Below are 12,793 nucleotides of genomic sequence, written 5' to 3' on the forward strand. Positions count from 1 at the left end.
CAAAGCAGCCGCCTTTTGCGGAGCGACTTAGGTCCGCACTACGGAAAGACTTTGCCCCCGTCTTCGCCCGCGACATGGAAGTGCATCCGGAGAGGATCAGAGGCTTTCCTGTTGAGCTTGCCGAGCGGGTTGCAAGCCTGACCGCGGGAATCAAGGCCGATCTCGACGATGCGATCGAAGGCGAAGTTGATCTCCAAGCCATGCCTGTCGTCAATGATTGGCGCGAGTGGAACCATAGTTTGGTTTTTGGCGCTGCCAGTTCGGCTCGAATGACGCAACAGCCTGCCGCGCCATCGCGCCGCCGACGGCAGTGCCGGGCTGGGGCAGCAAGCCATCAGGCACTCGCCATCCCTCGTGGCTCGCCTCATCCGCGTCGCGTTCGGCAAGCTCCTTATTTATTGTCCTGGACAATAAGTCCTATCGCATTCGGACGTCTAATCAAAAACTCCACCCGCGGCCATATTCGAAACGGCAGTCCGAAATCGAAGGTGGCACGACTTTGCAGTTTCAAAAGACGATCAAACACATCGTATCGACGGCGCTGCTCACTGTCGGCATCGCGGGAGCCACAGCGACGATGGCGCAACAGGCGGCCAAGCCCTCCCCTCTGATGATCCAGGAGCAAGGCAGCTTTGCTGTCGGCGGAGCGGTGGCAAGCACTCCTGGAACCTATGACAACAACAAGCCCGCCTCTGCGGGGCAAACGCTCCATGGCGACCATCTCTACGCCTTCTACCAGGTGCCGCGGAATCCGAAGGTGCTGCCGATCGTCATGCTGCACGGCGCCTACCAGTCGGCGCGGAGCTGGGAGACGACGTCGGATGGGCGCGAGGGCTTCCAGACCCTCTTCCTGCGCCGCGGTTTCCCGGTCTATCTCGTCGATCAGCCGCGCCGCGGGCGGGCCGGCAACAGCACGGTCGCGACGACGATCGAGCCCACCCCCTACGACCAGCTCTTCTTCGATCAATTCCGGCTCGGCAAATGGCCGAACTTCTTCGACAGCGTCCAGTTCGACCGCAAGCCTGACACGCTGGATCAGTTCTTCCGCTCGGTCACGCCGAACACCGGACCATACGACGCCGGCGTCATTTCCAATGCGATGGCGGCGCTGTTCGCCAATACTGGCCCGGCGATCCTGTTCACGCATTCCCAAGGCGGCGGCCCAGGCTGGCTGACGGCGATCAAGAACGCCAACGTCAAAGCGATCGTCGCTTTCGAGCCGGGTAGCGGCTTCATCTTCCCGGAAGGCGAATTGCCCCCGGCCATGCCGAGCGCTGCTGGCACCTTGTCGCCCGAGGCGGTGCCTCCGGCGGACTTCCAGAAGCTCACACGCATCCCGATCGTCATCTATTACGGCGACAATTTTCCGGTCGAGCCGACCACGGAGCGTGGACAGGACAATTGGCGGGTGCGGTTCACCATGGCGAAGCTCTGGGTCGCGGCCGTCAACAAGCATGGCGGCGACGCGCACCTCGTGCATCTCCCCGAGATCGGCATCAAGGGCAACACGCACTTCCCGATGTCCGACCTGAACAATGTCGAGATCGCGGATCAGGTCTCGAAGTTTCTGGCTGAGAAGACGCTGGATTGAGCCGCCCGGCGTAACCTCTCGCGAGGTGACGTCGCGGTTCTGCTCCGGGATATCGTGTTCTTCCCCCTTGAGGAGGCGTGCACCTTGAAGAAGCTCACCAGAACTCTGCTCGCCGCAGCCGGCCTGCTTCTGTCTGGAGGAATGTCCACCGTGGCGATCGCCCAAAGCCAGCCCCCCGCCGCAGCCAGGGCTGCTCCAACCAAGCCGCAATCCCGCGCCCAGCAATTGATGGGCGACATAGCGCCAAAGCTGGCGGAGCTGACCGACACCGTCCTGTTCGGCGATATCTGGGAGCGCCCGGGCCTCGCCAAGCGAGACCGCAGCCTCGTGACCGTCAGTGCGCTGATTGCTCTGAACCGTCCCGACCAGCTTCGCTCCCATCTCGCCTTGGCGCGGCAAAACGGTGTCAAGGAGGAAGAACTCGTCGAGGCGATCCCCCAGCTCGCCTTCTACACCGGCTGGCCGAACGCCATCACGGCGGTCGGGGTCGCCCGCGAGGTCTTCAAGCAGAAGTGAGCCGGGCATCCAGACCAGCCCGCCGCCTGTCCGGCGTCGGCGAGATGAAGGGAATGTGATGTTTGCGCCTGCTCTGACACTGCTCGCCATGCTGCTGCCCGCAACTTCGGCACTGGCCCAGACCGGCGAGGAGATCACCGTCCAACGCGCCGGCTCCCAGAAGCCGACGATCGGCGCTGCTCAGAACTTCACGGGATCGGTTCGGGTCGACGGCCCATTCAGGGGCAGCGCGCCGGCACGGGTCAGCGGCGGCACGGTGACCTTCGAGCCGAGGGCGCGCACCGCCTGGCACAGGCATCCGCTCGGCCAGACGCTCATCGTCACCTCCGGGCTCGGGCTGGTGCAGCACTGGGGCGGTGCGATCCAGGAGATCCATCCCGGCGACGTCGTCTGGGTTCTGCCCGGCGTGAAGCATTGGCACGGCGCAGCGGCGACCACGGGCATGACGCATGTCGCCATCTCGGAGGCGCTCGATGGCAAGACCGTCGAATGGCTGGAGCATGTCACGGACGAGCAGTACCGGCGCTGATCGACGACCGGACGGGCCACCGGTGCGGCCCGTTGCCAATTCATTCTCTCCGAACCCAAAGAAAGTCCGCTCTTGAAGAGATTTGCCAATCCCCTTGCATTGAGTGCCCTAGCCGCCTGTGCCGTCTCCCTGGTCGGCTGGCAGGTCCATGCTGAATCTAACCGCGTCGCGTTTCCCGAGCTCGACACGCTGGTGCACTATACGACCGTCAAACGCGGCAATGTGACCGAGCACATCATGACGACGCCGGAGGCGATGGCGGCCGTCAAGAGCGGGAAGCCGATCCCGGCCGGCACGCATTTCGTGCTGGTCGATCATCGCGACGGCAAGCTCTACCGCTACTTCGTCATGGAGAGGGGCGCGGGCTTCGGCGCCGACTATGACGCGAGCCGCCGTACCGCCGACTGGCAGTTCCAGTGGTTCTGGCCCGACAAGTCGATCAACAAGGACGAGAACACCGCCCGCTGCCAGTCGTGCCACCGCAGCCAGCAGGGCAGCGACTACCTGTTCACGGCCTATCGCATTCCTCGGTTCAACGGCACTCCGGTCGAGTAAGCGGAGGTCACGCGTTTGAGCCGCTTATTCCTCTTCCGGTTGGCGTTCGATATCGCGGCCGCTTGCCTGCTGCTGTTCGGCTTCTCGTATTGGTGGCTCGGCAACGTCGCGCATGAACTGGCCGGAACCGCCATGTTCCTGCTGCTCATCATGCACAACGTCTTCAACCGGCGCTGGTATGGGACGATTTCGCGGCGCCGGCGCGACGCGCGCGGCGCGTTCAACACCGCGGTCACATTCGCATTGGCCACCGCGATGCTGGCGCTCCTCGTCACCAGCATCCTGATCTCCAATGCTCTATCTGGAATCATGTCGGCTTATGGCGGCTTCACAGTCCGGCAGCTCCACACCCTGGCGGCCTATTGGGTCCTCGTGATCGTCGCGGTCCATCTCGGTCTGCGCTGGTCGATGCTCATGAGCTTCGCCCGCACCCTGCTCGGTATCTCCTACCCCAACGCCGCAAGGACGCTCGTGCTCCGGGCCGTCACAGCCGCGACCGCGATCCTCGGGGTGTGGAGCTCGTTTCAGCTCGGCATCGGCGGCAAGCTCTCGATGCAGATGACGCTCGACTGGTGGAATTTCGAGGAATCGGTCGCGGGCTTTTTCATCCACTGCATCGCGATCGCTGGGCTCTACATCGCCCTGACATACTACGCGATGAAAGGGCCACGGAAGAACAAGCGGCAAGCCGTGTCAGCTTCCTCGATATCGGAGAACGTCCGCCAATAGGGCGAGCGCCGACGACGAGTGCCGCCGGCTCGGGTAATAGAGGTGGTAGCCGGGAAAATAGGGACACCAATCCTCCAGAACGCGGACCAGGCGCCCATCTGCGATGTAGGGCATCACGTAGTCCTCCAGCATGTAGGCGATCCCCAACCCGTCCAAGGCCGAGTTCAAGCGCAGGCTCAGGCTGTTGAAGATGAGCTGTCCTTCGCCGCGCACCTTGACCTCGCGCCCGTCCTTCTCGAGGCCCCATGGAAACAGGCCACCATAGGTCGGAAGCCGCGAGTTGATGCAGTTATGCGCCGCAAGCTCCTGCGGCGTCGACGGCGGAGAAAACTGCTCGAAATAGGCTGGCGATGCGACTAACGCCATACGAAGCTCGGGCCCGATACGCACCGCGACCATGTCTTTCGCGACCTGCTCACCCATCCGCACGCCCGCATCGAAGCCCTCCGCAACGATATCGGTCAGGGCGTAGTCGACGATGATCTCGACCTGGATATCGGGATAATCCGGCAGGAACCGTTTGAGAGCCGGTTGCAGAACCGAAACCGCAGCATGTTCGCCAGCCGTGATGCGGACCGTGCCTGCCGGCTTCTCGCGAATGGCGTTGAGGGCGGCGATCTCGGCTTCGATCTCCGCGAAGTTCGGCGCGACGATTTGCAGAAGACGACCGCCGGCCTCGGTCGGCGCGACGCTGCGTGTCGTGCGCGCCAGCAGTCGGAACCCGAGGCGCTCTTCGAGCGCCCGGATCGTCAGGCTCAAGGTCGATTGCGAGATGCCGAGCTTAGCGGCGGCCCGGGTAAAGCTGCGTTCCTGCGCGACCACGGTGAACGCTGCGAGGTCGTTGAAGTTCTCGTTCGGCATTCATTGTCCCAGTCAATAAGATCATGCCGATTATAGGCGCTAATCGAATTCCGGAGGAAGCCTTATGTTGCGGCCAGCGGTTCCACGATGACCTCGGAAACGCATGGGAGTTGCAAATGAAAACCCGAAAACTAGGAACGCTGGATGTTTCCGCGCTCGGTCTCGGATGCATGGGCATGACGGGCGTCTACGGTTCGGCCGTTGCGAAGACCGACATGATCAAGCTCATCCATGAAGCGCATGATCGCGGCGTGACGTTTTTCGACACGGCCGAGGCCTATGGTCCGTTCGCCAATGAGGAACTGGTCGGGGAAGCGCTTCAGCCCATCCGCGACAAGGTCGTCATCGCCACCAAGTTCGGCTTCGACATCGATCAGAAGACCGGCGCGCGAACCGGCGGCACGAACAGTCGCCCCGAGCATATCAAGGCTGTGGCGGAAGCGGCGCTGAAGCGCCTGAGGACCGATCGCATCGACCTGTTCTACCAGCACCGTGTCGATCTCGCAGTGCCGATCGAAGACGTTGCCGGTGCCGTCAAGGAGCTCATCGCCGCGGGCAAGGTCAAGCATTTCGGCCTGTCGGAGGCTGGTGTCCAGACCATCCGCCGAGCCCATGCCGTCCAGCCGGTGACCGCGGTCCAGAGCGAGTATTCGTTGTTCTGGCGCGGTCCGGAAGCCGAGCTTCTACCCGCGCTGAACGAACTCGGCATTGGCTTCGTTCCCTTCAGCCCGCTTGGCGCCGGTTTCCTGACCGGCAAGATCGACGAGAACACGACGTTCGAACAAGGCGATTTCCGCAATCTGGTGCCGCGCTTCTCGCCGGCGGCCCGGAAGGCCAACATGGCGCTGGTCGACGTGGTCAAGGGCGTCGCGGATCGCAAGGGTACCACGCCGGCCCAGGTCGCGCTCGCCTGGCTGCTGGCCCAGAAGCCCTGGATCGTGCCGATCCCGGGAACCACAAAACCTCATCGGCTGGAAGAAAACCTCGGAGCGGTCGATCTGAACCTGACGGCCGGCGATCTCGCCGAGATCGACGCCGAGGCCTCCGGAATCAAGGTGCAGGGCGAGCGCCTGCCCGAAGCCGTGTTGAAGATGACCGGGCACTGACAGCAACGAGGACGATCGCTCTGCTTCCAGGCAGGGCGGCCGGACAGGTCCTGTTCAAACTCGCATTCGATGCAATAGGGACATGTTGGGAGATCGATACGCCGCAGCCTCTGCCGGCTCCATTCTCCGCGAGGGTATTTCACCGCCGGCCCTGGCGTCAAACGCCAGGGAAAGCTTCAAAATTCGGAACGTTAACCATTTGAGCGCGGCCGTAGGCATCACGGATTGACAGTCGCCTTACGTAATCGCGCCTCTATCGCGGGAGTGGTGCGGGGTTGCCCGGCCACCAGACATCGCAACGCCTGTGAATTTTCGACAGAAAGCCAGGAGGTTGCACGGCTATCGGAGCACTCGGTGATTCCTAAATTGGTGGGCTCGACCCCGCTGCGCTACTTCTCCGAGGTGGCCGAGCGCGGTTCCTTTCGCGCCGCGGCTGAAGCGCTTCGGATCGCGGCCTCAGCGATCAACCGGCAGGTCAGCAATCTCGAGGCCGATCTCGGCGTGAAATTGTTCGAGAGAGCGCGCGGGCGGGCCGGGCTGCAATTGACGGATGCGGGGCGCATCCTGCAGTTCCGCCTGCGTTCGGCGATCAATGAACTGCGCATCGCAAACGATGAAATCATCGCGCTTCAGGGTCTGCAGCGCGGGCATGTGACCATCGGCTTCAACGATGTCGTCGTGAACTCCATATTGCCGGGCGCGATCAAGACATTCAGCCGGACACATCCGGGCATTACGTTCGGAGTCCGGGTCGATAGTACGCGCGGCCTGGTTTCGCGGTTGAAGGATGGCGATATCGATTTCGCCGTCGCCTATAATTTCGCCTCCGACGTCGAGCTGTCCTGCATGGAGAGCGTTTCTCTCAGGATGTACCTGGTCGCCTCGCCCGATCATCCGCTGGCCGCGCGCGCATCGGTTACGCTTGCCGACCTCGCCGGCTTCAACCTCATCCTGCCGGACGGTTCGGGGTTTCTGCGCCAGATCTTCGACGTCGCGTTTCGTGGCTCCAATGCGCAGATCCATTCTCTCGTTGAGACGAACTCCTTCGAGTTGATCCATTCGCTGGTGGAATACGGCGTCGGCATCAGCATCGTGACGGGACGGGCGCAAAGGGAGGACGGCCGGCCGCGACTTGTCCATGTCGAGATCAAGGATGCCCTTCTCTCGCAGAACGTGCTCGCATGCTGCAGATTGCCCGACCGCAGCCTGTCGCCCGCGGCCGCAGCATTCGCGGACGTCGTCTGCGATGCTTTGAGAGCATTCGGACATCGCGAGGCCCGTTCCAGTCAAGCTGGAGAAGGATAGGCAGCTGCCGATCCCGCGGATCCGTGCCGTGAGGCGATTTCGGAAATCGCCGGGGATGCCGAATCGACAAAGCCTGCCTGACGCGACACGAAAGAGAGTGCTGCCGGGCAAGGCGCGATCCACCATTAGGCGATCAGAGCAAGCCGCCTTGCCGCGCAGACGCCCCCTCCGGCCAGCGAATGGCGGGATTCGCCATGCTTCTGCGGCATGCCATGTGTCGGGATGATGCATAACGGATTCCGCGCTTATGTATGGCGGGTGGCGCGCGCGGCCGTGTTTCTCAATTTTTCCCGATATTTCTGGCTTCTACCCGCCTTTGATCACGTCACGAATTCAATGCGCTAATTTCGTGCCTTCAATGAGGCCAAATTGGCGCTTTACGCCGGCGAGCAGTCATGAGTACGCAACGGAAGCTCAAATAAGCATGCAAGGCGGCGATTGGCTAGAATATGAGCAAAGAAATTTCGGAATTTGAAATAATTTGCTCGAAAGTCGACGCAGCATGGGCTGCTTTACAGACGCAATACGCTGAGAGATTAACCGCGGCGGAGATCGATTTTCTGTTCTCCCGCCTCGTCCTCGGTCTGAGTTCGCCATTCTACGCCGGGCGCGAGCCGGCGCTTCATTTCGATGTCTGCGGTGAACTCGTCGGGCGCAAGCTGCCGCCCGAGCGCGTCCACGCGGCTTTGCATGCCGTTCCGCAACCCAGCCAGCCATGGGTCGAAAGGGCCTTTGACCTGGCGGAAGAGCACGGCGCCAAAATCGGAATGACGCTGGCGCAACAGCGCGATCGAACCGACCACACAGACGCCAAAGCCGATGCGGCACATCGAGAGCTTTCGAGCGGGGCCAAGGAGCAAGTGGGCTGATGACTGCAAGTGGGTTGGTGACTGACTGCACTGACAGGCGCACACAGGCCGGGTTCCGTGGCGGCTTTACCGGCAACTGGGTTTCAGGCGGCGGCGAGAGCCGCTCGCTGCGCCGCCGGCTGATGGCGGTGCTGCGCATGGCCCATCGCGTACTCGGCGTCAGCCGCAAGGGGCTGGGGCTTGGTTCGCTCGGCGTTGGCGGGGCCTTGGCGGTGCCGCTGGTGGCGCTGGGCGGAATCGGATGGGTCTCGCCGGCGCAGGCGCAGGCGGTGAGCTGCGCTGCGTCGCCTTACAACGCCTATAACGGCACCGCCTCCTGCATGGGCTTGTCGGCTACGGCCTCGGGAACCGGGGCAACCGCGCTGGGCTCGCTTGCGGCCGCCGATGTCCTCGGCGGGCTCGCGGTCGGGTATAATGCCCATAGCGCCGCACAGAATGGCATCGCCCTGGGTTTCCAGGCTAATGCCGCCGCCATCAACTCGATCTATCTGGGCGCCCGCACCGCCGCCGGAACCGGCGCGCTGGCAGCCGGCGCCATCGGAATCGGCACGGATGTGACAGCATCTCAAGCCAACGCCCTTGCGATAGGAACCGTAGCGACCGCGTCCGGCGTGCAGAGCGTTGCGCTGGGCTATTCGGCTGCCGCAACGAGCAATGCCGCTACCGCCGTCGGAAATGGCGCTCAAGCGCAAGGTCAGAGTTCGCTCGCGCTGGGCACGCAGGCTATCGCGGTCGGCAGCAGCACGGTTGCGGTCGGACAGGGCGCCGGTGTCGGCTCAACCACCGGCAATTCCAGTTCGGTTGCGATGGGCGTCGCAGCAGGTGCGCTCGTGAGCGGCGCACAGAACACCGCCATTGGCGGTGGCATTCCTAGCGTCATGAGGGGCGCCGGCTCAGGCGTCACGGGAGCACGCAACCTCGCCCTGGGAACCGGCGACGGCACTGTCACTTACGACGGCACTCTGCAGGCCTCCGCGGGTAGCCTCGTCACGGGCAGCGACAATGTCGCGATCGGAACCAACGCCGGTATTGGCGTCACCAGCAACGCAACGACGTCGATCGGCCAGAACGCCAAGGCAGCGGGGACCAATGCGGCGGCGATTGGCGCCGGGGCAACGGCGAGCGGGCTGAACTCGGTCTATCTTGGCGCGCGTACTGGTGTGGGAACGGGCGCCCTTGCCCAGGGCGCCATCGCCATTGGCACCGATGTGACAGCGTCTCAGACCGACGCCATGGCGATGGGACGCGCGAGCCGGGCGACTGCACTCAACAGCACGGCAGTTGGCGTCCAGGCCAATGCATCGGGCAACTTCGCAATAGCTCTGGGCAATGCGGCCGTGTCGAGTGGAACGGGCTCGGTTGCCGCAGGTTCGGGAGCACAGAGCACGGGCGTCTCCTCCGTGGCACTCGGCAATAACACTGTTGCGAGCGTGGCGCGCGCCACCGCGCTGGGCGTAAGCTCCTCGGCCGGCGCGCAGAGCGCGCTCGCCATCGGCGATACCGCCAATGCCAGCGCCCAGAATGCGATCGCCGCCGGTACCGGCGCCGTCGCGAACTCCGCCGACTCCGTCGCAATGGGGACTGGTGCAACGGCCGGAGGCGGCAAGGCGGTGGCGATCGGCGCCGGCAATGTCGCCTATGGCAACGGCGCGGTGGCGATCGGCGATCCCAGCTACGCCAGCGGCACCGGCGCCTTCACCGGCGGCGCGAACAACATCGCCAATGCCGACGGCACGGCGAGCGCCACGGCGGCGAACCAGGCCAATGGCGCGGTCGCGATCGGCAATGGCAATACCGCTATCGGCCAGGGCTCCGTGGCGATCGGCAATACGAGCCGCGCGGGCGCAACGGGCGCGGTCGCCTTCGGTGATGCCGCCATCGCCACCAACGCCCGCGACGTCGCCCTGGGCTCTGGCTCGGTGACGGCGGTCGCGGTCGGCACGTCGAGTGCCGTGGTCAACGGCACGACCTATAATTTCGCCGGCACGACGCCGGGCTCGACCGTGAGCGTGGGCGCGGTGGGGGCCGAGCGCACCATCACCAATGTCGCGGCGGGCCGGATCAGCGGCTCTTCGACCGATGCGATCAACGGCTCGCAGCTTTTCGCGACCAACCAAGCCGTCGACAGCATCGGCGCCACCGTCACCAACATCAACACCGGTGGCGGCATCAAGTATTTCCACGCGAATTCTGCCCTGCCGGATTCGCAGGCGCTGGGGACCAATTCCGTCGCCATCGGCCCGAATGCGGTCGCCAACAATGCCGGCGACATCGCGCTTGGCCTGGGCTCGATCACAGGCGCAGCGGTGGGCACGTCGAGCATCGCGATCAACGGCACGACCTACAACTTCACCGGCACGACGCCGGGCTCGACCGTAAGCGTGGGCGCGGTGGGCGCCGAGCGTACCATCACCAATGTCGCGGCAGGCCGGATCAACGGTTCCTCGACAGACGCGGTCAACGGCTCGCAGCTTTTCGCGACCAACCAGGCCGTCGACAGCATCGGCGCCACCGTCACCAACATCAACACCGGCGGCGGCATCAAGTACTTCCACGCGAATTCCACCTTGCCGGATTCGCAGGCGCTGGGGACGAATTCCGTCGCCATCGGCCCGAACGCGGTCGCCAACAATGCCGGCGACATCGCGCTTGGCCTGGGCTCGGTCACGGACACGGCGGTGGGTACGGCAAGCGTCGTGATCAACGGCACGACCTATAATTTCGCCGGCACGACGCCGGGCTCGACCGTGAGCGTCGGTGCGGTGGGCGCCGAGCGCAGCATCACCAATGTCGCGGCGGGCCGGATCAGCGGCTCCTCGACCGACGCTGTCAATGGCTCGCAGCTTTTCGCGACCAACCAAGCCGTCGACAGCCTCGCCAGCTCGGTCACCAACATCAACACCGGCGGCGGCATCAAGTATTTCCACGCGAATTCCACCTTGCCGGATTCGCAGGCGCTGGGGACCAATTCCGTCGCCATCGGCCCCAATGCCGTGGCCACCAACACCGGCGACGTCGCCATCGGCCTCAATTCGGTGTCGGGCACCACGACGGCGGTGGCGGGCGCGACGATCGGCGGCACGGCCTACAGCTTCGCCGGCGCGACGCCGGCTGGCGCCTTCTCGGTCGGCTCGGCTGGCGCCGAGCGTCAGATCCAGAACGTCGCGGCCGGGCAGCTCTCATCCGCATCGACCGACGCGGTCAACGGTTCGCAGCTCTTCGCGACCAATCAGCAGGTCACGGTGAACACGACCGACATCGCCACGCTCGGCACGACGGTCAACAACATCGCCGGCAATGTCTCGACCGCCTACACCGACGCCAATGGCGACGGCATCCGCTATGTCCGCACCAATGACCGGACGCTTGCGATCACCGATTCCTTCGCCCAGGGGATTGCGGCGACCGCTGTCGGCTACCAGGCGACCGCCGTTGCCGATAATTCGCTGGCGCTCGGCCGCGACAGCCAGGCCACCATCCTGGGCGGCGTCGCGCTCGGCTCCGGCTCGATCTCCGATCGCGCGCTGGCGCCAATCACCGGCACGCTGCCGGCTGGGTCGGCGATCATCCAGTACAATACCACCGACAAGACGCTGCTCGGAGCAGTCTCGGTCGGGACGGCGACCTCGTACCGGCAAATCACCAATGTCGCTGATGGCACGCAGTCCCAGGACGCCGTGACGATCCGCCAGCTCCAGGGCGCCATCGCCTCGGTCGCGACGACGCCGACCCTGTATTTCCACGCCAATTCGACCGGGCTCGACTCGCTTTCCGTCGGGGCGGAGTCGATCGCGGTCGGCCCCAGGACGGTGGTCAACGGCGATAACGGCATCGGCATCGGCAATGGCGCGATCGTCGAGCAGACCGCGCCTGGCGGAACGGCGATCGGCCAGAACGCGCATGTCGTGCTGGCCGACGGCGTCGCGCTCGGCACGAATGCGACGGCGGGCGGCATTCAATCCATGGCGCTGGGTGCGGGCGCGACCAGCAATTTCGCCAACAGCGTCGCGCTCGGCGGGAACTCGGCGACGCAGGCAACGGTCGCGACGGCGAGCACCACGATCCGCGGCACGACCTACAATTTCGCGGGCGCTGCCCCGGTCGGCACCGTCAGCATCGGCGATGTCGGCGCGGAGCGGACGCTGACGAACCTCGCCGCCGGCCGCCTCTCGGCGACCAGCACCGACGCGATCAACGGCTCGCAGCTCTATGCGACCAACATGGCGCTGGAAAGCGTGCAGGGCGGCATCGGCGCGATCAACAACAGCGCCGTCTTCTATGATCTCAATATCGACGGCAGCAAGAAGAACAGCCTCACCCTGCAGGGCGGCGACCCCAATGCGCCGGTCGTCATCTCCAATGTCGCCGAGGGCGTGAAAGGCACCGACGCCGTCAACGTCAACCAGCTCAACCGGGGCGTCGCCGAGGCCAAGGCCTATACCGACAGCCAGATGGGGGCGGTGGCCGATGCGGCCAGGAACTATACCGACCAGAAATTCGGGCAGCTCAACCAGCAGGTTCGCGCGGCCCGCCAGGAGGCCAGGCAAGCAGCGGCGGTCGGGCTGGCCGCGGCGTCGCTGCGCTTCGACGATCGGCCCGGCAAATTCAGCGCGGCGGCCGGCGGCGGCGTCTGGCGGGGCGAAGGCGCGCTCGCCTTCGGCGCCGGCTACACCAGCGAGAACGGCCGCGTCCGCGCCAACCTGACCGGCGCCACCACCGGCGGCGAATGGGG

General features: G+C 64.6%; 10 protein-coding genes and 1 pseudogene. 9 read left to right on the top strand and 2 right to left on the bottom strand.

What is annotated here, in order from left to right; all coding sequences use genetic code 11:
* Window positions 1–38: 38 nt before the first annotated feature.
* Window positions 39–197, bottom strand: coding sequence for a hypothetical protein (locus RMR04_RS15205; RefSeq protein WP_311915429.1), 159 nt, complete (start codon window positions 195–197; stop codon window positions 39–41).
* A gap of 380 nt (window positions 198–577) precedes the next feature.
* On the opposite strand from RMR04_RS15205, the gene RMR04_RS15210 reads away from it, so the two are divergent.
* The 5 genes from RMR04_RS15210 to RMR04_RS15230 all read left to right on the top strand — a co-directional run bounded on the left by RMR04_RS15210 (window position 578) and on the right by RMR04_RS15230 (window position 3,920).
* Entirely contained in the window at window positions 578–1,591 is a 1,014-nt protein-coding gene (locus RMR04_RS15210; RefSeq protein WP_311915849.1) for an alpha/beta hydrolase, read from the top strand.
* A gap of 84 nt (window positions 1,592–1,675) precedes the next feature.
* Complete coding sequence (locus RMR04_RS15215; RefSeq protein ID WP_311915430.1) at window positions 1,676–2,107, top strand: carboxymuconolactone decarboxylase family protein; 432 nt, start codon at window positions 1,676–1,678, stop codon at window positions 2,105–2,107.
* 58 nt (window positions 2,108–2,165) lie between these two features.
* On the top strand, window positions 2,166–2,636 hold the full coding sequence (locus RMR04_RS15220; protein WP_311915431.1) for a (R)-mandelonitrile lyase: 471 nt from the start codon (window positions 2,166–2,168) through the stop codon (window positions 2,634–2,636).
* Window positions 2,637–2,708: 72 nt separating this feature from the next.
* The gene (locus tag RMR04_RS15225; protein WP_311915432.1) at window positions 2,709–3,191 is read left to right on the top strand and encodes a cytochrome P460 family protein; all 483 of its coding nucleotides are present in this window, start codon (window positions 2,709–2,711) and stop codon (window positions 3,189–3,191) included.
* A gap of 15 nt (window positions 3,192–3,206) precedes the next feature.
* Window positions 3,207–3,920 (top strand): DUF4405 domain-containing protein, encoded by a 714-nt coding sequence (locus RMR04_RS15230; RefSeq protein ID WP_311915433.1) that lies wholly within the window; start codon window positions 3,207–3,209, stop codon window positions 3,918–3,920.
* On the opposite strand, the gene RMR04_RS15235 is transcribed toward RMR04_RS15230, so the two are convergent.
* Window positions 3,885–4,781: a LysR family transcriptional regulator gene (locus RMR04_RS15235; RefSeq protein ID WP_311915434.1), complete on the bottom strand. Its 897-nt coding sequence runs from the start codon at window positions 4,779–4,781 to the stop codon at window positions 3,885–3,887. The genes RMR04_RS15230 and RMR04_RS15235 overlap by 36 nt on opposite strands.
* A gap of 116 nt (window positions 4,782–4,897) precedes the next feature.
* Between RMR04_RS15235 and RMR04_RS15240 the strand changes: the two genes are divergently transcribed.
* From RMR04_RS15240 to RMR04_RS15255, 4 genes and pseudogenes are all read left to right on the top strand, one after another.
* A complete protein-coding gene (locus RMR04_RS15240; RefSeq protein ID WP_311915851.1) occupies window positions 4,898–5,887 on the top strand; it encodes an aldo/keto reductase in 990 nt (329 codons plus the stop codon).
* Between the two features lie 225 nt (window positions 5,888–6,112).
* Complete coding sequence (locus RMR04_RS15245; protein ID WP_311915435.1) at window positions 6,113–7,192, top strand: LysR family transcriptional regulator; 1,080 nt, start codon at window positions 6,113–6,115, stop codon at window positions 7,190–7,192.
* A 449-nt stretch (window positions 7,193–7,641) separates the two neighbouring features.
* Window positions 7,642–8,061, top strand: a complete 420-nt coding sequence (locus RMR04_RS15250) for a hypothetical protein (RefSeq protein WP_311915436.1) — start codon at window positions 7,642–7,644, stop codon at window positions 8,059–8,061.
* Between the two features lie 521 nt (window positions 8,062–8,582).
* Window positions 8,583–12,755 (top strand): annotated as a pseudogene (locus RMR04_RS15255) (beta strand repeat-containing protein); the annotation flags it as partial.
* Between the last annotated feature and the right edge of the window lie 38 nt (window positions 12,756–12,793).

The sequence above is a fragment of the Bosea sp. 685 genome, assembly GCF_031884435.1.
In the GTDB taxonomy this organism is placed as follows: domain Bacteria; phylum Pseudomonadota; class Alphaproteobacteria; order Rhizobiales; family Beijerinckiaceae; genus Allobosea.

Excerpts from the sequence above, each read along its gene's own strand:
- RMR04_RS15235 (WP_311915434.1), bottom strand. The coding sequence starts at position 4,781 with ATGCCGAACGAGAACTTCAACGACCTCGCAGCGTTCACCGTGGTCGCG.
- RMR04_RS15210 (WP_311915849.1), top strand. The coding sequence starts at position 578 with ATGGCGCAACAGGCGGCCAAGCCCTCCCCTCTGATGATCCAGGAGCAA.
- RMR04_RS15240 (WP_311915851.1), top strand. The coding sequence starts at position 4,898 with ATGAAAACCCGAAAACTAGGAACGCTGGATGTTTCCGCGCTCGGTCTC.
- RMR04_RS15250 (WP_311915436.1), top strand. The coding sequence starts at position 7,642 with ATGAGCAAAGAAATTTCGGAATTTGAAATAATTTGCTCGAAAGTCGAC.
- RMR04_RS15220 (WP_311915431.1), top strand. The coding sequence starts at position 2,166 with ATGTTTGCGCCTGCTCTGACACTGCTCGCCATGCTGCTGCCCGCAACT.